The following is a 25,147-nucleotide window of genomic DNA, read 5'->3' as shown; positions in this document are numbered from 1 at the left end:
ACGATGGAAAACATGATTTTAAAACATATGGACGTTGTAAGAGGAATTACGATTAGTATCCTTGAAAAAACAACAGAAGAGGCAGCGGACATCACACCAAAAGGGTTCAATAACAATATTCGCTGGAATCTTGGACACATTGCCTTTATTCAAGAAAAGCTTGTGTTTGGCTTAGCTGGTGAACCGATGCAAACGCCAGAGAGTTATGAAAGCTTTTTTGGTGCCGGAACAAAACCTGCTGATTGGAACGAGGCTGCTCCATCTCTTGAAGAAATTGCGAATGTGTTGAAAGACCAAGCACGCCGTATTAAAGAGTTCATGCCGGGGCAGTTTGATAAGCAGTTGATCACACCTTTTACAAATAAAGCGGGTATCAACTTTACAACAGTTGGCGAAACGTTTTTATTCAGTTTCTATCACGAAGCGATGCATGTAGAAACGATTAAGCAAATTGGGAAAGCAGCAGCTGCACAATAAGGAAATAAAAAAGAATAAATCACATATTCTTTATAACTATTTTACATAGCGCCTATGCATATACTGATCTATACAGCGCATAAGATGTAACATGAGCTGCTTTTCCTAATGCAGTTCGCAAGGAGGTGACAACGTGAAATTTCTTTCAGGTTTAACGACTCTTCTTGTGATTTTAGGCGGTTTAAATTGGTTAGCTGTAGCATTAGGCGTGAATGTAGTAGAAGAGCTATTTGGCTCTTGGGATTGGTTAGTAACAACGATTTATTGGTTAGTTGGCCTGTCTGCTCTTTATCAAATTTTTGATAAGTTCTTTGGAACGGGAGCGAGTGTCAAAAGCAAAGCGCTATAATAAATATTATTTTTTATTATCTCTTTAGGGGGTTTGAATGTATATTCAAACCCCCTTTTTCATGGATAAAAGACGTGACATCTTTACAAAATACGGTAAAATAAGGTAATAACCAAAAAGTAGGAGGGATGAGATGGAGCTTTGGGGTGTAGTACCTATCTTAGTGTTTGGAGTTCTTTATATAGGAATCATTGCTGGTATGATAGCTGTTATTGTTATAGTGTTAAAGCGAATGAAAGAGAGAAATCAATATTTACGTGAAATACGGGATGAACTGAGAAATCAAAACAAGATAACTATAGCAGAAAATAAAGAATAGAAGAGGGTTTAATAGATGAATAAAAGTGTACTTCCTATCTTTTTTATCGTAAATCTTTTTTTTATTTACTGTTTATTATTTAATCAAGGATACATCTTTCAACTAAAGAATCTACCTTACATATGGGCTATTTATTTACTTATTGGCACCCTTTTAGCTTTTTATTATATGCTGCGATACAAACAAAAAAGAGACGGACAGGTGCTGCTTTCAATCGGTATTTTAACTACAAGCATTAGTTCACTAGGCTGTTTGGGTTTCTTTTATTTCTTTTATCGTGCGATGGGTGGATAAGAAAGAGCACCAAAAGCAGAGACTTCAGTGAAAGTCTCTGCTTTTTATATGGAAATCTATTGTATAATAGAAAAAAAAGAAATGGATGCAGGAGGGGAAATATGCGAATTGTTTCGCTTTGTCCAAGCAATACAGAACTAATAGCGTATTTAAAATGTGAGCATTTGCTCGTAGCAATTGATGATTATTCCGATTGGCCGCAGTCTATTCAGAGTCTGCCGCGTTTAGGTCCCGATTTATCTATTAATATGGATGCGGTGGAAGAAGCCAAGCCAGATTTAGTCCTAGCTTCACTAAGCGTTCCTGGAATGGAGCGAAATATTGAAGAACTTAAAAAACGAAAGATACCTTACGTCGTATATAATCCTAATTCGCTAGAAGATATCCGTCAAAATCTACAGGATTTAGGCCAGCGATTAAATATTGAAACAAAAGCAGCTGAACTGTTAGAGCGGTATGATCAGTTTCTTTCTACATATAAAGGAATGGCACGTCAAATCGAAAAAACCACTGTATACTGGGAATGGTGGCCAAAACCCGTTTTTACTCCTGGAAAAGCAAACTGGCTGACCGAAATTAGCGCGTTAGCGGGAGGAGAAAATATATTTGCTGATCACAAAGAAGCAAATGTACAGAGTGATTGGGAAGAAGTGCTCAAACGAAATCCACATCACGTGTGTTTGGCTTGGGTAGGCGTACAGACAAACAAAGTAAATCCAACGATTTTACACAAGAGACCGAACTGGTCTGACATGCCGGCCATAAAAGAACATCGTGTATATGTACTAGAAGAATGGCTGTATTGTCGTCCTTCACCTCGATTGCTGTTAGGGTTAAAAAAACTCGCGCCGCTTCTTCATCCAGATACGTTTCCTGCATTTGACGGTAAGGACCCTTTATTATAAGAAAAAGGAGCGATACATATGAAAGATATTGAACAAATAAAACATACCCTTCAACACCGCTATCCTTTTTTACTTGTTGATCGCATCTTAGAGCAAGAAGAAGGAAAGCTTGCTGTAGGAATCAAACAAGTAACAGCAAATGAACCTTTTTTTCAAGGTCACTTCCCGGACTACATGGTAATGCCTGGTGTACTTATTGTGGAGGCTCTTGCTCAGCTCGGCGGATTTGCCATGGCTACGGATGACCACCAAAAAGGAAGACTTGCTTTTTTAGCAGGAATAGATGAATGTCGCTTTAAGCGTCAAGTAAGGCCAGGAGATACACTACGCTTAGAATTTGAGATTCTTAAGCAGCGCGGAAAGATTGTAAAAGGAAAAGGAAAAGCATTTGTAGGCAGCGAATTAGCTTGTGAAGCGGTCATTACCTTTGCTCTTGATATATAAGCGTATTGAAGGAAACCGCCTTATGGCATAAGGCGGTTTTTTGTAAATACCTTAGTCAAACTTCCTTTTGATGAAAGAAGAAACGGGGTATAGAAGAAAAAAGGGAGAGGGGAGAATGCGGTGAGAACACTAACGGAAATTGTTGTATTACTCACACTATTGGGTACGTATATAGGCATCTCACTACTTGTCTACAAACGGAAAAGAACGAATCCGTTTTTCTACAGCATTTACTTTTATTTAGCTACCAGCGTCATTTTGATTTGCTTGGTTATCTTTTGGCTTCAGCTTCGTTTTGGACTCACTGATAAGCAAGTAGGAGGATTGCTTATCAGTGTGGTGGCATTCTTTTTACTTATTTATGGTTTGTTAAAAACAAGACAAAAAGACAGGTAGCCGGTGCTATCTGTTTTTATTTATATTTATGTTATATATTTTTATCAATTGTAGTGTCAATTCAATACATCTCTTCATATAATAAAGATAACAGCTTTCTTTTGCAGGTTAGTTGACATCGCAGCTTATAACTCGCTATTCTTTTGATAATTCATTTTGTGAAAGGAAGTGGACGTATGGATGCATCCCGCATTATAGCTAAGTTAGAAAACCGGATGCCGACAATCCTTGGGATGGAGCAGTTCTCCCGCTTCGGCATTCTTGTTCCGCTTATTGAAAAACAAGGGGAACTACAAGTCTTATTTGAAGTAAGAGCGCTCGATTTACGTAGACAGCCCGGAGAAATTTGTTTTCCAGGAGGGCGTGTTGAAAAGACGGATGTAGATGAAAAAGAAACGGCTATCCGTGAAACCTCTGAAGAGTTAGGGATTACACCCCAATCTATTCAGCACGTACAAGCTTTAGATTATATTGTTTCTCAATTCGGAACAATCATTTATCCTTATGTAGGTTTCATTGATGAGTCGCTTGAACTTCGACCGAATCCTTCGGAAGTAGCAGAAGTATTTACCGTGCCTCTTTCTTTTTTTCAGCGTACCGAACCTGATATACACAATATTAATTTCAGAGTAGAACCCGAACATAATTTTCCTTATGACGCGATTATTGGTGGTGAAAATTATAATTGGCAAACAAGAGAGATGGAAGAACATTTTTATTACTATGAAGATCGAGTCATATGGGGACTGACAGCAAAAGTAATTTATCATTTAATACATGTATTAAATGATAAATAAAAAGCAGCGAATACGCATTCGCTGCTTTTTTATATTAAATAGATTGAATAGCTTCTGTGATAGGTGTATCACCTGAAACTAAATCAAAAGAACGTCCGAATGTATGATCTTCACTTAACGTTTCTACTACCACACGCGCGACATCTTCACGAGGAATGGATCCGCGCTCTTTGTTCTCACCGGCATCTACACGTCCTGTTCCTGGTTCGTTTAACAATCCGCCTGGACGAACAATTGTATATGTTAATCCGCTTGCTTCTAAGATTTTATCTGCATAATGTTTGGCTACATAGTAAGGAATTAGTGAAGTATTCCAGTTTTCACGGTGATGTGCTTGAAGGGCGCTTACCATCACAAATCGTTTAATTCCTAAATCTTCTGCAGCTTCCATCGCTTTTACTGCTCCATCTAAATCAATTAAAAGTGTCTTATCATGACCTGTGCTGCCGCCTGACCCTGCGCTAAAGATAACGGCGTCACAGCCTTTCATCACTTCCTTAATTTCATGCACAGTGCCTTCTAAGCTTGCAAAAGCCGTTTCTACACCTCTTGCTTCAAGCTCTTTTGCTTGTTCTTCTTTACGAACCATCGCACGTACAGTGTGCACATCACTTTCATTCAAAATGTTTACAATATGTTTGCCTACTTGACCATTCGCACCAATTACAAGAACTTTCATGTCTAAATTTGCTCCTTTCAAATCCAAATACTTATATATTACTGTTTCATATTCACCGTTTTCATTCAATGAATGAGCTCAAAATCCGGTGAATAAGGGGAAAGTAAGAAAATATATTAAAAAAATGAAAAACAAGAAATAAAAACTAATTTACAAACAAAAAAAGGAAAAAAATAGTTCATTAAACCCAGTGTCTGAACTGTTTAAATTTTGTAAATTTTTCTCAAACCCTTGGTAATACAACACTTCTTAAAAACAGCATCTCTTTTAACATTTCCCGATACAACCTATATAAACACATTTTGATAATTTTAAACTTTTACTTCGGAAAAATTTTTTGTTATTATGTTTTAGTCATTAAAATATTCATGAACGAAATATTTAGTCCGAGCGGACAAAGGAGAGGATAAAATGAACACATTACAATACTTAGTCGCAGAACGTGCAGAGATTTCTCCTCAACATGAAGCACTAGTTGAACATAATGAACGTTATACATTTAATGAATTTCATGAAAAAGTAAATCAATTGTCTCATTACTTCTTAGAGAAAGGAATTCAAAAAGGAGATCGTATTGGTATTTTAGCTCATACAAGCATTGCTTACCCAGTTGTTACAATGGGAATTTTACAAGTGGGAGCAGTCGTTGTTCCATTAAGTAAGAGCATGACACCTTATGAGCTTGATAGCATTATTACAAGCGGACAGTTAAAAGCGATTATCCACCACAATGAATTTACGTCTGTATTAGAAAAAGCGGAACAAACGGCTGGACTTAGCTTTACGTTAAAAATTGAGGATGCAAAAGAATTTACAACTCAATTCTCAGCGTATAACACAAACACACCAGAAGCACTTCCTGAAGTACTTCCTGAAGATTTAGCATTAATGATGTTTACATCAGGTACAACAGGTAAATCAAAAGGATGTATGATTGCACACGGATCGGTAAGTGCCTTTTTAAACTCTGGCGGACAGGAAGAACGTGCAAATATTGATAAAAGCATGCGCTATTTATTTGTTCATCCATTCTTCCACATGAGTTCGATGAGCATTTTATTTATGTGCATTAACACAGGAAACACAATGGTATGTTCTGAAGAAACAGATCCCGCTAAAGTAATTGAGGTAATCGAAAAAGAAAACATTAAAATGCTGTTTGCACTACCACCAGCATTAAAATACATCGTAGAAGAGCTTGAAAAAGGAGATCACTATGATTTCCCTCTAAAACTTGCTGTGTCAGGCGGAACAAAAGTATCAGAGTCTTTAATCGAACAATATGACCGTAACGGAATGATTTTAGCTCAAGGATACGGAAGCACAGAAGCTTGGATTATCAGTTCATGGCATCCTCAAATGGGATGGAAGAAAGTAAGCTCAGCTGGGAAACCGGCTCCACATGTGGAAGTTAAAATTGTAGACCCAGAAACACGTCAAGAAGTTCCAACTGGAGAAAAAGGTGAAGTGCTTGTACGAAGCCCTTATCTATTTAAAGGCTACTGGCAAAACGAAGAAGCAACAAATGCTGTCTTACAAGATGGCTGGTTAGCGATGGGCGATGCAGGTCGATTAGATGAAGACGGATTTCTTTATATTGAAGGACGCTATAAAGATGTAATAGTATATGGAGGAGACAACATCTACCCAGATCAAGTAGAAGAAGTTGTCCTAGCAGCAGACGGTGTGTTAGAAGCGACAGTTGTCGGCATGCCTGATGATGTGTACGGCGAAGTTCCATATGCATTTGTTGTTAAACAAGAAGCATCTGCTTTAACTGAAGAAGATGTAGTGAACTTCTGTAAAGAACGATTAGCACCATATAAAGTGCCAACTGTTGTATTTGTTTCATCACTTCCTAAAAACAGTGTAGGAAAAGTGTTGAAAAACGAAGTGAAAAAACAAGCCTTAGCACACGCATAATAAAAAAGCGGCCTTATAGCCGCTTTTTTTATATTTATTGCTGTAATTTTTGAGATATTTTTTTCATAATGTGAAAGTATTGATCTCTTTCTTCTTCTGATAAGTGTGAAAGTAAATCTGACCAAAAATCGACACGAGTAGCTTGCAATATTTCGACAACTTTTTCGCCTTTTTCCGTCAACTCTACCCACACGCTTCGGCGGTTTTGCTTTTTATATATACGATTCACAAGCTCATCATCTTCTAATTGATTTAATACAATGGTGATAGCACCGGGTGAGAGCCCAAGTACTTTTGTGATATCGCTAACAATACAGCTTTTTTTATCGTGAATCGTCTTTAAGATTGCCTCTTTTGTTGAAGTTAAATGGTAGGGAAGCAAATCATATTTCTCACCGATTACGGTGTTTTTATATTTTAAAAGAGCTTCTTTTACATGATCTATACTTTCTAGCTGATGACTAATCTCTTCTTTGCTATAACGTTCAGTCAAGCGTAAATCCTCCTCATAAAACAAATTCCATTTTTACCATTATACCATGTATAATGCCCATAGAAAAATGAACAACACCGCGAAAATTGTCAGAAAAATTTTAAAATAATTACCATAATTCGTTAAAAAATCCTTGTTTTCGTGCTATTATATATAAGAATAGTAATAACAGGAAACGCATACAACATTTGTTTTCTATTGAGTTCATAAGAAAAAATGGGGTCTATGAACATCATTCCGCTTTACCTCATGTGTTGAATAAAGAAAAAAATATAAAAAATGGTGATTATTCACTTTGGCAGATCGTCTTTTATAAGATGTTTGTATAAAATGAATGTATACATATTTTTATAGAAAAAACATATTGAGGTAAAGCCGAGATATGGGGGGATTCAATTACATGAAGAAAGTCTTAGGGGCGCTCTTGCTTGGCGCGACAATTGTTAGTGCGTTTATTGCGTACGGCATGTATACAAATCATTCCGCAAAGCAAACAGCTGCGATAGAACAAAAACAAGCGGCTAAAAAACCAGAAAAAAAGGCTGAGAAAAAGAAAAAGCCAGTCCTTAAAGTCGAAGAACTGACGTATCAGTTAAAAGATTCCCGTACAGGAGAAGTAATGAAAGAATTCAAGCCGGTTCATTACAAGGATAAAGGTGTATATGATCAAGAAATTAAACAGTTAGCGTCTGAGCTGGCAAAAGGGATCGATACACCTATGCAAAACATAAAAATAGATGAAAATGGATCGTTGACTGGCGGATCCAAGCAAATCATCTTAAAAGAAGCAGAACTTGTTAAAAATCTGCAGAACTTAAATACGAAACAATTGGAGGTAAAGGTTCCGATATACGAAACCGCTCCAAATGTCACGGCAGCATCTGCTCAAGGGATCGCCGATGTATCATTAGCTTCGTATTCTACACGTTTTCGTCCAAGTGATACAAGCAGAAACAGAAATGTTCAGCTATCAGCAGAAGCAATTAATAACGTTGTGTTAGGACCAGGAGATTCATTTTCTTATAATCAAACAGTTGGGGAGCGCACAGCAGAAAGAGGCTATCAGCCTGCTCCTGAAATTATCAATAAACAGCTGGTGATGGGAATTGGCGGAGGTATTTGTCAAACATCTTCTACGTTATTTAATGCGATTGACGGCGCTGGTCTTCAAGTGACAGCTAGGTCTCACCATTCAAAACATGTAGGTTATGTACCTGCGGGAAGAGATGCGACCGTATCGTGGGGAGGACCTGATTTTAAGTTCACAAACAACAAAGATTATCCTGTCATCATTAAAGCATATGCAAACGTAAATACAGGTGTTTTAACGGTAGATGTTCGTACTTCACAGCGTGCTATCTAATAAAAAAAGACGTATCCTAACAGATACGTCTTTTTTTCATTTATTATGCTTTTTGTTGCTCGCGTTCACGAAGTTCCACACGTCGAATTTTACCTGAATTAGTTTTTGGTAATTCATCAATAAATTCAATTACGCGAGGATACTTGTAAGGTGCAGTAAGAGTTTTTACGTGATTTTGCAGCTCTTTAATAAACCCTGTATCTGTTGTTTTCACATGATCAACAAGAACAACATACGCTTTTACTACATGGCCGCGATCAGCATCTGGACTAGCTACAACGGCACATTCTTTCACTGCTGGATGCTTAATTAACGCATCTTCAACTTCAAACGGCCCAATTGTATAGCCGGAACTGATAATAATATCATCTCCGCGTCCTTGGAACCAGTAATAGTTCTCTTCATCTTTAGAAGCGCGGTCACCTGTTAAATAGTAGTTTCCTTTATACGTTTTCTCAGTGCGCTCCATGTCTTTATAGTAGTGCTTGAAAAGAGAAGGGAGGTCTCTACGAACGGCAATGTCTCCAACTTCTCCAGGCTCACAAGGCTCGCCGTCTTCGTTAATGATTTCTACAAACCCTTCAAGCATTGGTTTACCCATTGAACCAATCTTCGTTTTTACACCTTTTAAGGTACCAATCAAAAGGGTATTTTCCGTTTGGCCGTATCCATCACGTACTTGGATATTAAAATATTTTTTAAACACATTAATTACTTCTTCATTTAGCGGTTCTCCGGCAGATACAGCGCTATGAAGGTGAGACAGGTCAAAACGTTCAAGTTCATCAATTTTAGCCATAAAGCGATACTCTGTTGGCGTGCAGCACAGTACGTTTACTTGTTCATCCTGTAAAATTTCTAAAAACTTTTTAGGTTCAAAACGTCCGTTATAGATAATGCCTGTTGCACCTTGTCCAAGTACAGATAAAAACGGAGTCCAAATCCATTTTTGCCAACCAGGACCTGCTGTTGCCCAGACCGTATCGCCTTTTTTAATATCTAACCATTCAGCAGCAGCGATACGAAGGTGAGCATAAGCCCATCCATGAGTATGAACAACGCCTTTTGGCTGTCCTGTTGTACCAGATGTATAAGGAAGGAATGCCGTATCATCCTTAGTTGTTTTAGCTGCATGGAACTGTTCTGATGCATCCGCTGTAAGTGACTCTAAGCGCGTCCACGACGTAACATCAGCACCAAATGTAATTTTATGTTGTAGAGAAGTAGGGAAGTTTTCAATCTTATCGATCTCATTGCAGAAAGGATGGTAAGAAATAATCGCTTTTGCTTCAGCGTGATGTAAACGATATTGGATATCTTTTGCGCGTAATAGTTCTGAAGAAGGAATTACAATAATACCTGCTTTTAAACATGCTAAGTAAATAGCATACGATTCAATAAGGCGAGGTGCGATAACCAACACGTGATCACCTTTTGTTAATCCTAGCTCCGTTAGCCCGTTTGCCACCTTATTTGCTTTTGCTAACAGCTGGTTATATGTAATTTCCTCACGCACACCGTCAGCGTCCTGCCACTTTAGCGCAAGCTGATCGGATGCATGTTTTTCAATTTCCTCTGTTAAGTTGTAATGTTCACTTGGAACTAAATCTTTTAGTTGAATCATAAAAACGACTCCTTATATTATAGATATCAATGATTTTTTATCATTACTATTATTATATTACTAACTATTAGTACTTGCTACTAATTTGTTTTGGGTTTTAGTAAAAAAGCAAAAAAAGACCCGCTTGTCTTATTACGACAGCGGGTACAATATATGTTATTTAAATAAGCTCCATTTTGTATGAATAGGTACTAGCTCTTCTTCAGACTCGTCCTCTTCGTATAAACCACGTTCTTTTAAGTATTCCACAAAATATAAGTCTGCTTCCTTACGTTCATCATAAGGCTTAATCGATAAAACAAACCCTACTTTATGCTGATCTTCATTTTCAACGCCTGAGAGATACGCTTTTACATTATGCTGCAAGAATAGCTCTTTAGCGGGAATAATTAAGTCCTTGACGAACTTCGACAGTAATTCTAACTCAAAGTCGAAGGTGAACTTAGCAATTTTTTCTAGATCTGCAAATACCACGCCGATAAAACTCGTATTATGTATTTCGTAGTCTTTCGTTTTTTCATCCCATTCAATATGTCCGATTTCCTTTAAGTAATTAATAAAATACCCAATGCCTTCATCGCGGCCAAAAGGTTGTTTAGAAAGAACCAAACCGATCTTTTTGTACTTAGGCAGATACACGCATGAGATAGCGGCTTTAACTTTATGCTGTTGAAATAAGTGCGTTGCCCCTTGAAGCAAAGCATCTAAGACATGATGGGTAATTTTCATTTGTTTACGAGGAAAGTGATATTCGTTGCGTGCTAATTCATCTGTATCAGCAAACGTTGCTCCAATAAAGCCTGTATTGGATAGGGTAGGAGGGAGCTTCTTTCTTTTTCTTTTTCGTACCGTCATTCAAAAACACTCCTTGTGATCATCAATACGATAAAAAATAAATCGAACGTATGTTCTTATCTAATGATACAAAAAATGTGTCGAAAAGTAAAGAGAAGTTAACGGAGAATTTGAAATTTTATAATAAAAGTAGCTAATGATCTTAAAACGCAGCGGTCATTAAAAGGTGGAAAAGAAGAGGGGGAGCAAAAAAATAAAAGGCTGCAGATGAAAAGCATCCACAGCCTTTTATATATTCATTAACGAGCTTCTGTTAAAGCTACCATATCTTCATCATCTAAATCGATATCTACGTGACAATCCATTGTGTGAATTGTTTTATCTTCATGATTTCCATAATAAATTGTAATGTTCATGAGTATCGCTCCTTTAAAACTGGATAATGACATCCAATTTATACCGTCATCTATTTGTTTAATATTATACCCGATGAAAAAGGAAACTACAACTAAAATCACTAAAAAGCTGATAGGAAAGGGGTTTATAGTGATTTTAACAAGGAATTAGGTGGAATAAAAATACTTATAACTGTATTTTATTACAGAAAATACGAGGTTTTCACTTTTGTTGATGAATAAAAATCCATTTAATGCAAACTTATGTACTAAATGAAAAATATACGTTCAGTGGCAAATAAATCCTTAATATATTAATTACAAACAGATTTCATCGTTTTGCAAAAGGTTCATTGAGAATACGATGAGAAAAAATGAATGAGTGTAAAACTTAATTTCTATAAGTAAACTCATTCATTTTTCAAACTCTCTAAATATAATCTAAACATCAATCGAACTGATCAATCCTAAAAATAAACTGGTGAAATTCATATGTATTTCTATAAAATCATATCTGCAATTGTTCAATTAGAACAAATTTTGTTGCTAATTAGTTTAGTGAGTTAGATCATATAAATACGAACCCTATCTCATTTTTAAATTCTGTCTCACTATCATAAGTATACTTTTATAACGAGACAGAATTTGTGTTTTATCAATTGGTTCCTAGAATATATATTATGTAAACTAGAAAAAGAAATAAAATCGTTAGGGTCTCCCTTGCTCTTAAATCCTTGGAATACTTTGCTTTTCCTTTAAAATGTGTAGGTTCCTTTTAAATCAGCTGTTTTTGCTTTCGGGATTTTAATTTTTGGGTTGTGAACAGAACTCTCAAAGATCGCCTGAATGACGCGCTTAAGGTCAAATGAATTAAATTATGTACAAGCTATGGATAGATTATATCTTAGAAATGGTTAAAATGACCGCTCACTTAATCGCAATCTCCTGAATACGCCAGTACGTATCATTTTATATGTAATTAAGTAATGCCTTATGCTTTATCCTAGAACTTTACAATTTTGCATCCCAAGTTTAAAGTAGCTATGAATCAGTGTGATAGTAGTTGATTTAATGTAGAAGCGAAAAAAAGGAAAAAGAACAACTTCTTCCCCTCCATCCGCTTGTCATACAAACTTTTCGAGTTACTAGTTTCAAGGCTTCACTCACTAAGGTACGTTTCCTAATCGTAGTCATGAATTTTATCAAATAGCCCAAATTTATTTCTTTTGTAAGTAAACAATGGTGATTCATTAAGAATACAAACTGATTGAACATTAAGTGAAAAATAGCACATGGTGTAACCAGAACACCATGTGCTATTTTTAATTATTTCGTTAATCCGCAAAAACCTGAATCATCCACTTCCTGCATACCATTATCTAGCGCGTACCGAACTTGTGAACACTTCCATAAAGTTCTACTAAATCCAGAAGGGTTTTCCTTCTTTTCCTCTGCCACTTTTTTCTGTGTTTCAGTAGGTAATTTTGGAATAAGATAAGCCGCTGCTTTTTCCTCTTCTACCATGACGGGTGTTACTTTAATGAATAACCCATCTTCGGCAATAGACTTTTCTTCATCTTCGGCACGATCACGTTCACTTTTTTCTTCCGCTTTTCTAGTTCGTTCTTGCTCCTCTTCTGCATGTTTCGCGATAGCTGCTGAATCTTCCCACAATGGTGCTTCTTCTTCAGAGGGAACAGTCTTGTCTTCTCCTTGTAGGGAGGATTCTGAAGAATAATGATCGCTCTTTGATTGTTCCTTTTCTACTGAATTACTTTTAGGGTGTTCTGTTGCGGACCCATGGGCATTACCTGCAGGAGTGTTTCCTTCTTTTGATGAAGGTGTCTCTTGTTTATACGTTGGAGACTGCTCCGCTACATGAGTTGAATTAGTTTTATTGTTGGTTGTTTCTTCTTTTTTAACTTTCTCTCTCTCTGTTTGGTCCGATGACGTAATTTCTTTTTTTGCAGTATTTGATTGATTTTCTTGAGATGTTTGCGCACCTTCCCCACAGCCTGCCAAAAATCCTAGTGTTAAAAACGGAAGTGCCAGTAAGCGTTTCATCTTCATAACAAGTTCCTCACCTTCTTATTCATTGGATGATTGACTTCAATGCAGCGAACTACTTAAGTTCGTACCTACCTTTGTTTCGTTTGCTTTATAGGTTGGATCAGGTGTTTTTAGACTTCGCATCTATTTTTTATATAAAGGAAAATCAACTGAAATTCACTTGCATATAAGCTTATTCTAAGATGAATTTGTAATTATATTTTTCCGCAACATTAACTAATTGTTGCATCTGCTCTGGAGTTGGACCTTGGAAATCTGGTAGCCCAGAATCTTTTGGAACTTGTAAGCCTAATTCTTTTACAAAGCTGTCAAATTTAGCTGGTGATGCTGTGACAATCATTTCTCCACCGTCAATTCCGGCCTCAAATCGATGTGGAATTCCTTTAGGAGCAAAAACGTACTCGTTTTCATTTACCTCAAAGATTTCATCACCTACAAAAAATATAAATCTCCCTTTTTTTATATAAAAAGTTTCATCTTCATTTTCGTGGACATGCAAAGGAGGCCCCATTTTGGGAGGTTCTACAAGGTGAACAACTGAAAAGGCACCATTAGTATCTTCTCCTGAAGCTAATATCGTAATTGTCTCTTGCATAAAATGATACGTATTTTGGTCATTTGGAATTCCGTGTAAAGGTTTGATTACTATATTTTTTAACTCACTCATAAATTATCCCTCATTTGTAATTTAATTTTAAAGGTATTCATCTATCATCTAAAAACCTACTACAGTATTAGTAACCATCTACCGTAACATCAGTAATTGACCCATCACTAGGACTTACTTGATACCAACCTTGTGTAGCTGTATGTTCCTCTCCTGTATCTTCATTACCCACAACATTTTCATAAACATGGATAATATAGTTTCCTGAGTCGTCAAGGTGATCGTATTCTACAAGAAGAGGTGAATCTTCAGATATGCCTTGTTGGTCACGAACTAGCTGGATAGCTTGCTCTTGGGAAACTGTTTGTTCGGCTGGTTCCTCTTCCTCAAGGGTTTCTGTATCTTCTTCTTGCTCTGATTCTGATTCTGTTTGCGCCTCATCTTCCGAATCAGCCTGAGCTTCTTCCTCATCCGCTTTTGCCTGAGCTTCCTCCTGCTGTTTCTTTTCTTCTTCTGCTAAACGTTCTTCTTCCGCTTTACGATCTGCTTCTGCCTGAGCTTCAGCTTCTGCATCAGCCTTTGCCTGCGCCTCTTCTTCTTTTTGTCGGTCTTCTTCTAGCTGCGCGTAGTAATCATCTAATTCTTTTTCCATTTGCTGCTGCTCAAGGTCTGATAATTGCTTTTGTTGTTCTTGTATTTGGTTTTGAAGCAAAGCAATTTGTTCTTCTGAAGCATTATCAACAAAATTGATGTTTTCTACATAATCACCACTGGCGTCAAAATTAACTTCCATCATACAAAAAACATTTTGCTCTTGATTAATCCCGTAGTAAATATACTGATTGTCACCTACTTGGATATACTGATAACCATTCATTACGTTTAATAAGTAGTCGCGATCAGCTTCTTTAGAATTAACGGCTTTTTTAATGGTTGATGCTTTTGTTTGTAATGTATTTGGCGATGATTCTTTTACAGCCGTTTTGTTGCCGTTTTCTTTCGTATGAACCGCTGTTGATTTCTCTGCAGACTCTTCTTTTTGCGATACCGTTTCACTGGACTCATCACTACACCCTGCTAGCAATACGGCTAACAACGGAATACCAAAAGCAACTTTCAACATTTTCATAGACTATTATCCCCTTTTTTTAGGTTTTTTTAGGTTTTATATAATTCTAAAGAACTATAAAACCTTAGGGGTTATTATACCAAAATTAAGAAAATATAAGAATATTTTCTTGTTTGATTTATGTTATTTTTTTGAAAAGATTATCTTTTTATACATAAAAAAACACAAAGCCATGTACTTTTCATAACACGGCTTTGTGTTTTTGTAATCGATGTTAATGATGAAATCCATTGTCGTATTTCGTGTCTTTAAGAACAGGTCTATCCAATGAGTTAAGAAATTCAACGGCTTGTTTGAAATTAACCATAAATAAATGAGCAAGGTCTCTTGAAAATCCATTTCTAACAACAATGCGCATGATTGTGATTTCTTCCATGTCTGCTGGGAGTGGATAAGCAGGCACTTGCCATCCATACGTTCGCAGTTGTCTAGACAGGTCATAAAGAGTCCAGTTTGGCGTGTATCCTTCTTTTAGCTTCCAAGCAAGCACTGGGATATCTGAACCATCTGCGATAATTTCGAATGCTTCCATTTCTCCAATTTCTTTGCTGAGAAACAGCGCGTTTTCTTGGGAGGTTTTTTGCACGGCATAATAGCCCTCTTTACCTAAACGTAAGAAATTGTAGTACTGTAAAAGGACTTGTGCTCCTGGTCTAGAGAAGTTAAGTGCAAAAGTTGGCATGTTGCCTCCTAAGTAAGAAACGCGGAAAATAAGATCTTCAGGCAAGTCTTCTTTTTCTCTCCAAATCACCCATCCTAAGCCAGGATAGACTAAACCGTACTTGTGTCCCGATACGTTAATGGACTTTACTCGCGGCAAGCGGAAATCCCAGATAAGGTCTGGTTGAAGAAACGGAGCGATAAAACCTCCAGAAGCAGCGTCTACGTGGATAGGAATATCTAATCCTGTCTTTTCCTGCAACTCATCCAATGCTTTTGCAATAGCAGCAATTGGTTCGTAAACTCCTGTATATGTGACTCCAAGAATCGGTACGACACCAATTGTATTTTCATCAACCGCATTAATGACGCCTTCTGCATCTAAATAAGGATGATCTTCATTAATGTTCACATAACGAGGCTCTACGTCCCAATAGTTTGCGAATTTCTCCCATACCACTTGAACGGATGAACTAAATACAATGTTCGGCCGTTCTGTTGATAGCCCTTTACTTTTACGCAGTTTTTGCCAGCGTCTTTTTAACGCAAGTCCGCCAAGCATACATGCTTCAGATGAACCCGTAGTTGAAACGCCCATCGTTGTATCTGGATTAGGAGAATTCCACAAATCCGCTAAAATACGTACGCATCTCTCTTCAATAGCCGCTGTCTGCGGATACTCATCTTTATCAATCATATTTTTATCAAAAGATTCGCCGTACAAACGCTTTGCATCAGGCTCCATCCACGTAGTAACAAAGGTAGCTAAATTTAAGCGGGCATTCCCGTCTAAAGCAATTTCATCATGAATGATTTGATAAGCTGTTTCGGGAAGCATACCTTGATCACTAATACGAAGCCTTGGAATCGTCACTTCTCCTTGTCGAGAAAAAAGCGGATTAACAGGAAATTCATCAGGTAAATTTTTTTGTTCACGATGCGGATGCCATTGAGGCATAAAGTATCATCTCCTTATGTATATCTAACAAATTGCTTTACGTTCCACCTGGTGTTGTAACAAGCAGGTCTCCTTTACACATTATGAGCTTTGAAACCTATTTTCATTCTTTTCATTATTCGCAGCACGTAAGGACGAACTTTATTTAATAATACCCATGAAAATAGTCTTATCAAACTCAAAAGGCGTAAGATATGGTAATATATTCTAAAGGAGGTTTTTAGATGGAGAAACAAGGAATTATTTTGCAAGACAAGTTTTTCGAATTAGGTGAATCTCCTATTTATAATGAATCACAAGACATTGTTGGAAATGTCGCATATAAGTTATCTATTGCTAATAAATTTGAGATTTTGAAAAACGAAGAGACCGTGTTTACAGGTAAATCTAAAATGTTTGCCCTTATGCCAAAGCTGATTATTTCAGATCACCACGGAAATGAAGTTGGAATGATTCAACGGAAATTCACTTTTTTTAAAAAGAAGTATCTTTATATTAGAAACGACGGCGATACATATGAAATTACGGGGAATATAACAGATCGTAAATTTGACGTTTTGCGTTCCGGCGTTCCTGTCATTCAAGTCCGCACACTTTCTTCGTTTCTGTCATTACGTCCACACACGTTTGCTTTAGAATTTCTCGAACCTGACCTTGATAAGTGGGAAGGAATTGCGGTTGTACAAGGTGTAAGGATGATGGTAAAAGACGAAAACAGCAGTACAGCTACTGCTCCGGCTCAATAGTGGTTATGTGATATCAAAAAACGAACAAACTTTATATTGAAGTTTGTTCGTTTTTTGATTAAGGACCGAATACTAACGTACCGATGACATGGTAGCCAATTGGTACAAGAAACAAGATGATATTTAAAATAATCGCCCATAGACAGAGCTTGTCTTTTTTTATAAAAAAACCAATAATTGCAGGAACAACCATGAGCGGAACTAAAAAGATAGGTGCGATAATAGGAAGACCTTGAAGCTTTTCAGCCGCAATAAGTCCTGTAAAAAAGTTAAGGATCAATAAAGTATTAATAATGACATATAAAAGTGAAATTCCTCCGAGAATTCCACCTATTATCCCGCTTTTAGTTGTTTTAACAGTAGTATCCATGCTTCTATCACCTCATTTCTAGAAATATAAGTAAACTATACTATAATGTGGTTTTTATTGTAAAGGTATGGAGAAAGCAGCTGGTGAAAGCATATGACGAAAAAAACACTGTAGCGATTGCTACAGTGCTTGTTATAAACAGTGCATTTTTTCTTCTGCTTCTTTCCAAGGAACCGTATATCCCTGTCCTTTGGCGCAAAAGACAGAGGATGAGCTGTATTCCGGATCTGCCTCTTTATTGTAGCGGATTCGTTCAATAACTTCTTCTTCATTATGACAACGTTCATACCCTCCGAATAATAGAGACATCGCTCCTTTTCCGTGCGTAAAAGATGCTAGCGTCGAACCGTAGTTCATAAAAGTAGCAACAGGAACTTTCCCTGTAATAATCGCTTTGTTTTCGGTTGTTACAGGAGAATCAAAGCGGCCGTGTGCGCTTTGAACATCAGCTAATACCCTCCCCATTTGATCAATATCCACTTTAATTTTAAAGTCATAATACGGTTCTAGCACAATACTTTTGGCTTTTTCTAACCCTTGTCGTAATGCTCGGTACGTTGCTTCTCTAAAATCTCCACCGCTTGTATGCTTGTTATGAGCTCGTCCGGTACACAACGTCACTTTTAAATCAGTAATAGGCGACCCCGTTAGCAAACCGTGATGCGGCTTTTCAAATATATGCTGACGGACTAGATTTTGATACCCAACGGATAAATCATCGGCGTGACAAGCATTTTCAAAGGTAATTCCGCTGTTTCGTTCCGCTGCTTCTATTTTCAAGTGAACTTCTGCATAGTGTTTCAACGGTTCAAAATGCCCGTAGCCCATCACTGTATTTTCAATGGATTCTTTGTACAAAATTTCTGGTTCTTCAAACTGTACGTTTATATTAAAACGTTCTTTTATCAGTTTTTCGAGAACTTCAAGCTGAATGGCTCCCATCACATGAATATGAAGCTCTTGAGTCCTTTCTTCCCACGTCACATGTAAAGAAGGATCTTCGGCATCTAATTTTTGATTTTAACGTAGGCAAAAGTTCGTAGGAGCGGCTTTCTTTTAACGTTCCAAGACCGTTTCCAACGGAGGCTGAAGTCAATCCTGTAACTGCAAAAAGTTCGCCGGCTGAACCTTCATTTACGTTTTTGAATGTGCTTCCGTTATAAGCACGAATTTGAGTGATTTTTTCTTCGTATAGCTCTTCGTTTTTTTCATAAGCCACTTCATCACGCACTTGCAGTGTCCCGCTTAGAGCTTTGATAAACGTGATGCGCATGCCGTTTTCATCGTGCCGAATTTTATATACACGCCCTGAAAATGCTTCTTCCTGCGAGTAGTGAGTTTCTGTTAGCAAATCGAGCTTTTCTAAAAAACTTTCAATACCGATGTCTTGCAAAGCTGAGCCACAAGCACACGGGAAAATCCGATTGGCTTGAATAAGCTTTTGCATAGCCGCTTTCCAATAAGCTTGATCATTCTTGCCTTCCATAAATGCATCTAAAAGCTCTTCATCTTTTTCAGCTGTAAATTCAATAAGTTCCTCACTTAACGAGCCGTCTATAAGCTCTGAAGTTATGTCAAAAACATCAGGGGTTAAGTTATGTTTAATATCATTTATAACACGTTCAGGATCTGCTCCTACACGATCGATTTTATTGATGAAAAAGAATACGGGCACACGATGTTTTTGAAGCAGCTGCCAAACCGTTTCTGTATGCCCTTCCACTCCCTCGACTGCGCTTAAGATAACAATCGCATAGTCCATCACTTGAATAGAACGTTCCATTTCAGGTGAAAAATCGACGTGGCCAGGCGTATCAATTAAATAATAAGTAGAACCGTTATATGAAAAAGTTCCTTGGTCAGCAAATACCGTAATGCCCCGTTCTTTCTCAATCGTATGAGTATCAAGAAACGAATCTTTGTGGTCAACTCTTCCTCGCTGTTTAATACTTTTTGTGTGGTAAAGAAGCTGCTCGGAAAACGTAGTCTTCCCTGCATCCACATGCGCTGCAATACCGATTGTTTTGTTAGATTGTTTCATTGTTAAATACCACCTTACTGCTGTATGTATAGCTGTTATTCTCTATTTTATAATAATCGTAAGAAAAAGTGGACGACAAAGGCCTAGAGCTGCTTACATCAAAAAAGAATGCGTGATTAAACATCGCATTCCTTTTTTGTACGGTGTTTGATATCTTTTTTGCCTTTTGCTATAAAAATAGCTACTATAAGGCACCCAATTCCAGCTAAATGCATGATGTTATTACCTGTTGCGCCTAGACTGTTACTAGTCAAACCAACTAAAATACTACCAAGTATAATCAATAAAACAGCAAGCATGAACTTCATTTTTTCACTCTCCATTAGCGTTAGTAAGTTATTAAATATGATTTGCATATGAATCATATAAAACAGTAAGTAGTACTAGATATTCAATTGCGAATGTATTAATCAACATCTAGTTAACCATAATATTATTATGGAAATAATATTATGGATTCAAACGCTCATCGTACCATATTCTAATCGATTTATATGTTATCATACATAAATTGTTAAAAGTACATTTTTTCACCTTTCACTATCAAAAAAGCAGCCTCTTTACTAAGAGACTGCTTTTTTAATGACAACTGATAAATCCTGATTAAGAAGCTTTTTTTAATCGTTCTTTTTGTTTCTGTTGATAAGAAGAAAAATAAATAAGGCCTACAAATACAGCACCACCTATCATATTTCCAATAAAGGTAGGGATAATATTTGTCATAAAATCAATCCACGTAAAGTGACCTGCAAAAATAGCGGCGGGAATAATAAACATATTGGCTACAACGTGCTGAAAGCCAATCGCAACAAATGCCATAATCGGAAACCAAATACCAAGAATTTTCCCCGTAACGTCGTCAGCGCCGTATGAAAGCCAAATAGCTAAACATACAAGCCAGTTGCAGCCCACGGCAGAAATAAGCGTTTTAAAAAATGAGTCGTCAATTTTAGCTTGAGCAATTGCTACCGTTTTATCTAAAAAAGGCCCCGTTTCTGTTAGCCCGACAATATGTCCAAAGAAATACGCAATAAATACGGCACCTAAAAAGTTAGCAAGCGTGACCCAAAACCAGTTATGAAGCAAGTGACGAAGCGAAATTTTTCTTGCATACAGGGCAATAGAGACAGACATCATATTCCCCGTAATGAGCTCTGCTCCGCCAAGTACTACCAGCATAAGACCTACAGGAAAGACGGCCCCTCCTAAAAGATTTGATAAACTTCCCCATTCAGCTGGTAAATTACCAATGACGCGCACATCTAGTAAAAAACCAAGCGCAATAAATGCGCCTCCTAGAAACCCAAGCATAAGAATAGAAGAAAGGGATAACTTCGTCTTTGAAACCCCCGCTTCTAAAGCGATGTTTAACATTTTATCCGGCTTGTGAAATGCCATAAAACTCCTCCTTAATTAAAAAAGGCAGCACTCAAAAACACCTTTTACACAAGGTTTTTGAATGCTGCCTAATAATCCTGCACTTTCTTTACAGTATATCAGTCATCATTATTTATAATAAAACTAAATAAAAAACAAGCAGATCCTACTTCTCTTTCATTTAATTAAATTATGTATTTTGCGTTGTTCTACTGAATATTGGTTTCGAACACAAATACGGAAACGGCGATATCTTCTTCCACTTTGATATCGGAAAATAAATAGTTCAGCTTAGCTCCTAACAAGTCTTCAAGTCCTTCTGGAGGAGATGAAGCATAAAGGTTTTGAATAAGCTTCGTTCTTGCCATATGTACCGTCTCTTTACCTTCGGTTGTTCTCGCGATAAATTGTTCAGCTGGCGTTAAGTTGCCGTACAAAGTTGAAATAGCCATGTTTTGAACGAATACAGTATGAATTCGTTCTGGACCTTTTCCAAAAAGTTTTTTGCGCAGCTTTCGGATAATATCATTAAAATCATGTATTTTTTTAGACACCGGTGTATGCCTCCGCTTATCTCGAGTATGTCTGTCCTGCTCATTCAAGTTTTCAACTAAGAATAAGTTACATTATACATGACGACGTTTACATTGTATACAATGTATCTGTTTTATCCCCGTTAATCCAAACAATCGCAAAATCATTACGAAATGATAAAAAAAATCCTTCACTTATTAAAGTGAAGGATTACCTTTATATCTCTACTTAAAGGTTACAAATGAATTCTCAGTTATTAAAGAAATAACTAAGAACTTTGACAAGATAGCATGTCAAAATAGTCAAGTGGTATGTTTGTACCAGTACTTAATGCTATCACGTTAAAGTCATGGAATCCACTTAGTTTACTTTCATAATACTTTATTTAATTTAAATATTCTTTTTTGATAGGTAGCCCTTAATCTTCATCACGATCTGCTCTAAATTCATCATCAGATAATGAATTTAGTTGATGGCTAAGCTTTTCGTAGTTATCTTGTTTTTGATTTTGTTGTACATCATTAGATATAGGAGGTTTACTAGAAACAGTAGATTTTTTTCTAGTCTCTTCGCTTCCGTTAACTCCAAACCCAACATTGTTATCTGTCATCGGATTCACCTCTTTAACTGTTATTATGGAGAATTGCTCTAAAAAAATAACAGGAAACAAAAGGGACTCCCACTTAGCTAATAGCGGTCCAAGCTTCCTTATTTAACCTAAACCGTATTTAAATAAGAAAATGACCCGCTTTAACTCCATAGACAATACCGATAAAAAAACTTGCTATACCTAGTGTTTGACTTTTACATAAATACTTTATAGTTAAGCCTGGAATCAGACCCCATATAATGATGAAAATAGCGAACGATACTATAATAGAAGACCATGCATCTTGCCCTGATATACTTATACCTTGCATAAACGTTTCTCCTTTCAGTACTTATATCGGGAGAACATAAATTTTTTATAGTATCTTACTGTACGAACTAAAAAATTCAGGTGACCTGTCCATATATGCTTTTACAGCGAATGGTGGCGTTCAAGCTCGATTGTTTTTGGTTTTTGCCATATTAATACCCCTGCCGCTACGTACATAAACGAAGTGATGTAAAAAAGGCTTCCGATTGTCAGAAAATCAATGATATACCCTGTTGCAATAACGGCCAAGGCTGCCCATATAGAGGTCCATAAATGATAGTGTCCTACTTGTTTTCCTGTGTGATCACGATCTGTCTGCCTAGATAACGCTATTTTTTCTGCTGTTTTTTGAAGAGCTCCAAGCAGACCCATTATAATTTGAATGATATACACCTGTGTGATCGTTGTTAAAACAGGAATCACAATCATAACAACGGCCATCCCAAACGTATATAAAAGAAGCAAGCGCTTTTCTCCTACTCTGTCACTCCATGAACCGATCAACGGATGACTCAAAGCTGCGGTTAAAGCAAAAATTCCGTAAGCTAAGCCAAATTGTGAATAGCTATCGCCAAGATTTCGAAGCAGTAAAAGGTAAAAAGGAAACACAATACTGCTTGCGGTAATCATCAGGCTTTGTGAATGTAAGAGTTGTTTGTACGTCATTTTCCATACTCCTTATAAAATAAATTAACGAACGTTTCGTTCCGGTCATATTTTCTTTTCAAATTAAAAAAGGCGGTTGTATGAGGGTAAGCCTCTTCTAATTGCTTCTTGCTTGGGTAGCCGTAGTAAGGCAAGTAATAGCTTCCCTGATGCTGCAGCGTCACATCCACCATTTTTCGGACAACTCTTTGTGTATCAGAGATGCCTTGATTGTCTCTTTTCTGGTTAATAAGTAAAACAAGAGCAAACATATCGTCTTTTGCATAAGACATGACGGCTTTATTATCCTTCTCTACATAGCGAACGGTAATGTTCAATAAATTTAATTCCTCAGTTGATAACACTTGACGTAAATCATCGATGTAAGAAGCAAATTCATCAACTGGAACAAAGTATTCTTGCAAAATTTCCGTCTGGCTAGCACTTTCGTATTCCATAAAATCACTTTCAGAACGCATAACATTATTTCTTGTTTCAAGCCGTCCATTTTGTTTTAAGAAATAAGCCTTTTGTGTTTCCCACAGCATATCTTTGCCCCAGTCGCTATACCGAGACAGCCCTAGCATAAATTTAGGAAGTGCCACTATTTTTTCTGTCTTGAGCGGTTCGTTTGCAGTAGAAGTATTTTGAGAAGATAAACAGTAGTTTGTGACGTACATATCTGTTAGCAATTGATTAGGAGAAACAGAAATACGCGCCATATGCATACGAACGTCAGGGTTCTGCTGTACGTAGTTTTTAAAATACGCTGTATACTGCCTATAATCTAAGCGAATAATTTCATCTTCGTACCATTCATCGTCCGTCAAACGAAGCGTCACATCTAAAATGACCCCAAATAACCCGTAGCCTCCGTTTACTAAAGAAAACAGCTGGGGGTGTTTCGTCCGGCTAATTTCGATAATAGATCCGTCCGCCTGCAGTAGACGCATAGATTTGACCGTATCCATTAAAGAACCGTATCGAATATCTCTGCCGTGTACGTTCACGCTGATAGAACCTCCAACGGTAAAAATATTTTGTGATTGCATAACCTGAAGAGCAAGGCCGTCTTTATGTATATATTGCTGAATATCATTCCACGTTGTCCCGCTTTGAACCGTAATTTCTTTTTGACGGGGCTTGTAATCTATAATTTTATTGTACTGCTTCATATCAAGTAAAATAGCATTAGGATAGTACGTCTGCCCTCCTTGGCTGTGCTGCATCCCTGAAATCGCTATTTTTTCATGATGCTGTGAAGCAGTTTTCACCCAATTTTTAAGCTGTTTTTCAGTGGTCCCATGCTTTATTTCTTTAACTTTTGTAGGAAGAAGCTGTGCAACATCCTCCGTTACAGGACGGGTTTGCTGCTGTTTATAGATATGATATGAGGTATACGAACCTACTAGATAAAAAGATAAAAAAGATCCTAACAACAGGTTTTTCTTCATCACAAACTGTAAGCTCCTTTCTTTATTTCTGTGAAATTATACCATACAAAAAGTGAAATAACACTAATATAGTGTATTTTTACACTATATTATAACTTATTTTGAGAAAGTATATGAAAAAAGCTTGTAATTTAATGTATGTTAACCTTATTGAAACAAAAAAAGAAAAGACACTAGGTCTTTTCTTTTTTTGTTTTTTTATTTTTCAGCTTCGTATGCAACTAAAGCTACTCTTTTTCCCAACGTTTGTTGAAACTGCTCTTCTAGTTGTTTAAGCTTCGCATGCATATCATCGTTAATTGAAGCTGGCTCAAAGGTCATTTTTGTTTGCTCCATCGGATACTGTCACCTCTTTCATATGTGTATGTTCTACTTTTTCCAATA

The 25,147-nt window shown here is 37.0% G+C and carries 28 protein-coding genes and 1 pseudogene; 11 read left to right on the top strand and 18 right to left on the bottom strand.

All coding sequences use genetic code 11. From position 1 onward, the window contains the following. Positions 1 to 3 precede the first annotated feature (3 nt). The 8 genes from SCI76_RS01795 (at position 4) to SCI76_RS01760 (ending at position 3,981) form a co-directional block, all read left to right on the top strand. Entirely contained in the window at positions 4 to 477 is a 474-nt protein-coding gene (locus SCI76_RS01795) for a DinB family protein (RefSeq protein ID WP_033579041.1), read from the top strand. A 133-nt stretch (positions 478 to 610) separates the two neighbouring features. Continuing rightward, positions 611 to 826 carry a DUF378 domain-containing protein gene (locus SCI76_RS01790; RefSeq protein WP_013057146.1) on the top strand — a complete coding sequence of 72 codons (216 nt, stop codon included), beginning with the start codon at positions 611 to 613 and terminating at the stop codon, positions 824 to 826. Positions 827 to 959: 133 nt separating this feature from the next. Continuing rightward, positions 960 to 1,145, top strand: coding sequence for a hypothetical protein (locus tag SCI76_RS01785; RefSeq protein ID WP_034266296.1), 186 nt, complete (start codon positions 960 to 962; stop codon positions 1,143 to 1,145). A 15-nt stretch (positions 1,146 to 1,160) separates the two neighbouring features. Continuing rightward, positions 1,161 to 1,439: a hypothetical protein gene (locus tag SCI76_RS01780; protein WP_048020820.1), complete on the top strand. Its 279-nt coding sequence runs from the start codon at positions 1,161 to 1,163 to the stop codon at positions 1,437 to 1,439. A gap of 101 nt (positions 1,440 to 1,540) precedes the next feature. Beyond that, on the top strand, positions 1,541 to 2,344 hold the full coding sequence (locus SCI76_RS01775) for a cobalamin-binding protein (RefSeq protein WP_048020818.1): 804 nt from the start codon (positions 1,541 to 1,543) through the stop codon (positions 2,342 to 2,344). Positions 2,345 to 2,362: 18 nt separating this feature from the next. After that, complete coding sequence (fabZ, locus tag SCI76_RS01770) at positions 2,363 to 2,788, top strand: 3-hydroxyacyl-ACP dehydratase FabZ (RefSeq protein ID WP_063247962.1); 426 nt, start codon at positions 2,363 to 2,365, stop codon at positions 2,786 to 2,788. Positions 2,789 to 2,908: 120 nt separating this feature from the next. Continuing rightward, positions 2,909 to 3,184 (top strand): hypothetical protein, encoded by a 276-nt coding sequence (locus tag SCI76_RS01765; RefSeq protein WP_048020814.1) that lies wholly within the window; start codon positions 2,909 to 2,911, stop codon positions 3,182 to 3,184. 176 nt (positions 3,185 to 3,360) lie between these two features. After that, positions 3,361 to 3,981 carry a CoA pyrophosphatase gene (locus SCI76_RS01760; protein ID WP_048020811.1) on the top strand — a complete coding sequence of 207 codons (621 nt, stop codon included), beginning with the start codon at positions 3,361 to 3,363 and terminating at the stop codon, positions 3,979 to 3,981. 34 nt (positions 3,982 to 4,015) lie between these two features. Here the strand turns inward: SCI76_RS01760 and SCI76_RS01755 are convergent, their stop codons facing one another. Further along, complete coding sequence (locus SCI76_RS01755; RefSeq protein ID WP_028413280.1) at positions 4,016 to 4,660, bottom strand: SDR family oxidoreductase; 645 nt, start codon at positions 4,658 to 4,660, stop codon at positions 4,016 to 4,018. Between the two features lie 411 nt (positions 4,661 to 5,071). Between SCI76_RS01755 and SCI76_RS01750 the strand changes: the two genes are divergently transcribed. Then, the gene (locus SCI76_RS01750; RefSeq protein WP_048020810.1) at positions 5,072 to 6,583 is read left to right on the top strand and encodes a class I adenylate-forming enzyme family protein; all 1,512 of its coding nucleotides are present in this window, start codon (positions 5,072 to 5,074) and stop codon (positions 6,581 to 6,583) included. A 34-nt stretch (positions 6,584 to 6,617) separates the two neighbouring features. Here the strand turns inward: SCI76_RS01750 and SCI76_RS01745 are convergent, their stop codons facing one another. Further along, complete coding sequence (locus SCI76_RS01745; protein WP_013057155.1) at positions 6,618 to 7,076, bottom strand: MarR family winged helix-turn-helix transcriptional regulator; 459 nt, start codon at positions 7,074 to 7,076, stop codon at positions 6,618 to 6,620. A gap of 400 nt (positions 7,077 to 7,476) precedes the next feature. On the opposite strand from SCI76_RS01745, the gene SCI76_RS01740 reads away from it, so the two are divergent. Further along, positions 7,477 to 8,439 (top strand): VanW family protein, encoded by a 963-nt coding sequence (locus tag SCI76_RS01740; protein WP_033579048.1) that lies wholly within the window; start codon positions 7,477 to 7,479, stop codon positions 8,437 to 8,439. A 43-nt stretch (positions 8,440 to 8,482) separates the two neighbouring features. Here SCI76_RS01740 and mbcS read toward each other — a convergent pair whose 3' ends face one another. From mbcS to SCI76_RS01710, 6 genes are all read right to left on the bottom strand, one after another. Next, complete coding sequence (mbcS, locus tag SCI76_RS01735) at positions 8,483 to 10,063, bottom strand: acyl-CoA synthetase MbcS (RefSeq protein WP_328174916.1); 1,581 nt, start codon at positions 10,061 to 10,063, stop codon at positions 8,483 to 8,485. 156 nt (positions 10,064 to 10,219) lie between these two features. After that, complete coding sequence (locus SCI76_RS01730) at positions 10,220 to 10,918, bottom strand: hypothetical protein (protein ID WP_407544969.1); 699 nt, start codon at positions 10,916 to 10,918, stop codon at positions 10,220 to 10,222. Between the two features lie 1,661 nt (positions 10,919 to 12,579). Continuing rightward, the gene (locus SCI76_RS01725; RefSeq protein ID WP_048020804.1) at positions 12,580 to 13,323 is read right to left on the bottom strand and encodes a hypothetical protein; all 744 of its coding nucleotides are present in this window, start codon (positions 13,321 to 13,323) and stop codon (positions 12,580 to 12,582) included. Between the two features lie 172 nt (positions 13,324 to 13,495). Continuing rightward, complete coding sequence (locus tag SCI76_RS01720) at positions 13,496 to 13,990, bottom strand: cupin domain-containing protein (RefSeq protein ID WP_048020802.1); 495 nt, start codon at positions 13,988 to 13,990, stop codon at positions 13,496 to 13,498. 67 nt (positions 13,991 to 14,057) lie between these two features. Continuing rightward, positions 14,058 to 15,059 carry a hypothetical protein gene (locus SCI76_RS01715; RefSeq protein ID WP_394531683.1) on the bottom strand — a complete coding sequence of 334 codons (1,002 nt, stop codon included), beginning with the start codon at positions 15,057 to 15,059 and terminating at the stop codon, positions 14,058 to 14,060. 214 nt (positions 15,060 to 15,273) lie between these two features. Then, positions 15,274 to 16,677 (bottom strand): glutamate decarboxylase, encoded by a 1,404-nt coding sequence (locus SCI76_RS01710; RefSeq protein WP_048020798.1) that lies wholly within the window; start codon positions 16,675 to 16,677, stop codon positions 15,274 to 15,276. Positions 16,678 to 16,901: 224 nt separating this feature from the next. Here SCI76_RS01710 and SCI76_RS01705 point away from each other — a divergent pair, with 224 nt between their 5' ends. Further along, entirely contained in the window at positions 16,902 to 17,423 is a 522-nt protein-coding gene (locus tag SCI76_RS01705; protein WP_034266323.1) for a hypothetical protein, read from the top strand. Positions 17,424 to 17,481: 58 nt separating this feature from the next. On the opposite strand, the gene SCI76_RS01700 is transcribed toward SCI76_RS01705, so the two are convergent. From SCI76_RS01700 to SCI76_RS01655, 10 genes and pseudogenes are all read right to left on the bottom strand, one after another. Next, positions 17,482 to 17,793, bottom strand: coding sequence for a hypothetical protein (locus tag SCI76_RS01700; RefSeq protein ID WP_048020795.1), 312 nt, complete (start codon positions 17,791 to 17,793; stop codon positions 17,482 to 17,484). 132 nt (positions 17,794 to 17,925) lie between these two features. Further along, positions 17,926 to 19,834 (bottom strand): annotated as a pseudogene (locus SCI76_RS01695) (GTP-binding protein). A 116-nt stretch (positions 19,835 to 19,950) separates the two neighbouring features. Then, positions 19,951 to 20,142 carry a hypothetical protein gene (locus SCI76_RS01690; RefSeq protein ID WP_048020791.1) on the bottom strand — a complete coding sequence of 64 codons (192 nt, stop codon included), beginning with the start codon at positions 20,140 to 20,142 and terminating at the stop codon, positions 19,951 to 19,953. 295 nt (positions 20,143 to 20,437) lie between these two features. Then, entirely contained in the window at positions 20,438 to 21,232 is a 795-nt protein-coding gene (locus SCI76_RS01685; protein ID WP_048020790.1) for a formate/nitrite transporter family protein, read from the bottom strand. A 188-nt stretch (positions 21,233 to 21,420) separates the two neighbouring features. Then, the gene (locus SCI76_RS01680) at positions 21,421 to 21,765 is read right to left on the bottom strand and encodes a DUF2294 domain-containing protein (protein WP_048020788.1); all 345 of its coding nucleotides are present in this window, start codon (positions 21,763 to 21,765) and stop codon (positions 21,421 to 21,423) included. Between the two features lie 398 nt (positions 21,766 to 22,163). Next, positions 22,164 to 22,355 carry a hypothetical protein gene (locus SCI76_RS01675; RefSeq protein ID WP_048020785.1) on the bottom strand — a complete coding sequence of 64 codons (192 nt, stop codon included), beginning with the start codon at positions 22,353 to 22,355 and terminating at the stop codon, positions 22,164 to 22,166. 118 nt (positions 22,356 to 22,473) lie between these two features. Beyond that, positions 22,474 to 22,665 carry a hypothetical protein gene (locus tag SCI76_RS01670; RefSeq protein WP_033579061.1) on the bottom strand — a complete coding sequence of 64 codons (192 nt, stop codon included), beginning with the start codon at positions 22,663 to 22,665 and terminating at the stop codon, positions 22,474 to 22,476. 101 nt (positions 22,666 to 22,766) lie between these two features. Further along, the gene (locus tag SCI76_RS01665) at positions 22,767 to 23,330 is read right to left on the bottom strand and encodes an MFS transporter (protein WP_048020783.1); all 564 of its coding nucleotides are present in this window, start codon (positions 23,328 to 23,330) and stop codon (positions 22,767 to 22,769) included. Next, positions 23,327 to 24,763: an FAD-dependent oxidoreductase gene (locus SCI76_RS01660; RefSeq protein ID WP_407545235.1), complete on the bottom strand. Its 1,437-nt coding sequence runs from the start codon at positions 24,761 to 24,763 to the stop codon at positions 23,327 to 23,329. The genes SCI76_RS01665 and SCI76_RS01660 overlap by 4 nt, the downstream gene beginning before the upstream one ends. Positions 24,764 to 24,961: 198 nt before the next feature. Then, positions 24,962 to 25,099: a hypothetical protein gene (locus SCI76_RS01655; protein WP_014459963.1), complete on the bottom strand. Its 138-nt coding sequence runs from the start codon at positions 25,097 to 25,099 to the stop codon at positions 24,962 to 24,964. Positions 25,100 to 25,147 lie beyond the last annotated feature (48 nt).

Source organism: Priestia sp. HNGD-A6 (assembly GCF_045784335.1).
Lineage (GTDB): Bacteria > Bacillota > Bacilli > Bacillales > Bacillaceae_H > Priestia > Priestia zanthoxyli.
Note: the sequence above shows the minus strand (reverse complement) of the source record. Positions and strands in the feature narration are given on the sequence as shown.

Bases quoted from the DNA above. Each gene is read 5' to 3' on its own strand.
- SCI76_RS01685 (WP_048020790.1), bottom strand. From the start codon at position 21,232: ATGGCATTTCACAAGCCGGATAAAATGTTAAACATCGCTTTAGAAGCG.
- SCI76_RS01690 (WP_048020791.1), bottom strand. From the start codon at position 20,142: ATGAAGTTCATGCTTGCTGTTTTATTGATTATACTTGGTAGTATTTTA.
- SCI76_RS01740 (WP_033579048.1), top strand. From the start codon at position 7,477: ATGAAGAAAGTCTTAGGGGCGCTCTTGCTTGGCGCGACAATTGTTAGT.
- SCI76_RS01665 (WP_048020783.1), bottom strand. From the start codon at position 23,330: ATGACGTACAAACAACTCTTACATTCACAAAGCCTGATGATTACCGCA.
- mbcS (WP_328174916.1), bottom strand. From the start codon at position 10,063: ATGATTCAACTAAAAGATTTAGTTCCAAGTGAACATTACAACTTAACA.
- SCI76_RS01760 (WP_048020811.1), top strand. From the start codon at position 3,361: ATGGATGCATCCCGCATTATAGCTAAGTTAGAAAACCGGATGCCGACA.
- SCI76_RS01755 (WP_028413280.1), bottom strand. From the start codon at position 4,660: ATGAAAGTTCTTGTAATTGGTGCGAATGGTCAAGTAGGCAAACATATT.
- SCI76_RS01655 (WP_014459963.1), bottom strand. From the start codon at position 25,099: ATGGAGCAAACAAAAATGACCTTTGAGCCAGCTTCAATTAACGATGAT.
- SCI76_RS01720 (WP_048020802.1), bottom strand. From the start codon at position 13,990: ATGAGTGAGTTAAAAAATATAGTAATCAAACCTTTACACGGAATTCCA.
- SCI76_RS01750 (WP_048020810.1), top strand. From the start codon at position 5,072: ATGAACACATTACAATACTTAGTCGCAGAACGTGCAGAGATTTCTCCT.
- SCI76_RS01715 (WP_394531683.1), bottom strand. From the start codon at position 15,059: ATGAAAATGTTGAAAGTTGCTTTTGGTATTCCGTTGTTAGCCGTATTG.
- SCI76_RS01730 (WP_407544969.1), bottom strand. From the start codon at position 10,918: ATGACGGTACGAAAAAGAAAAAGAAAGAAGCTCCCTCCTACCCTATCC.
- SCI76_RS01795 (WP_033579041.1), top strand. From the start codon at position 4: ATGGAAAACATGATTTTAAAACATATGGACGTTGTAAGAGGAATTACG.
- SCI76_RS01780 (WP_048020820.1), top strand. From the start codon at position 1,161: ATGAATAAAAGTGTACTTCCTATCTTTTTTATCGTAAATCTTTTTTTT.
- SCI76_RS01785 (WP_034266296.1), top strand. From the start codon at position 960: ATGGAGCTTTGGGGTGTAGTACCTATCTTAGTGTTTGGAGTTCTTTAT.
- SCI76_RS01660 (WP_407545235.1), bottom strand. From the start codon at position 24,763: ATGAAGAAAAACCTGTTGTTAGGATCTTTTTTATCTTTTTATCTAGTA.
- SCI76_RS01675 (WP_048020785.1), bottom strand. From the start codon at position 22,355: ATGACAGATAACAATGTTGGGTTTGGAGTTAACGGAAGCGAAGAGACT.
- SCI76_RS01700 (WP_048020795.1), bottom strand. From the start codon at position 17,793: ATGGATACTACTGTTAAAACAACTAAAAGCGGGATAATAGGTGGAATT.
- SCI76_RS01775 (WP_048020818.1), top strand. From the start codon at position 1,541: ATGCGAATTGTTTCGCTTTGTCCAAGCAATACAGAACTAATAGCGTAT.
- SCI76_RS01705 (WP_034266323.1), top strand. From the start codon at position 16,902: ATGGAGAAACAAGGAATTATTTTGCAAGACAAGTTTTTCGAATTAGGT.
- SCI76_RS01710 (WP_048020798.1), bottom strand. From the start codon at position 16,677: ATGCCTCAATGGCATCCGCATCGTGAACAAAAAAATTTACCTGATGAA.
- SCI76_RS01725 (WP_048020804.1), bottom strand. From the start codon at position 13,323: ATGAAGATGAAACGCTTACTGGCACTTCCGTTTTTAACACTAGGATTT.
- SCI76_RS01670 (WP_033579061.1), bottom strand. From the start codon at position 22,665: ATGCAAGGTATAAGTATATCAGGGCAAGATGCATGGTCTTCTATTATA.
- fabZ (WP_063247962.1), top strand. From the start codon at position 2,363: ATGAAAGATATTGAACAAATAAAACATACCCTTCAACACCGCTATCCT.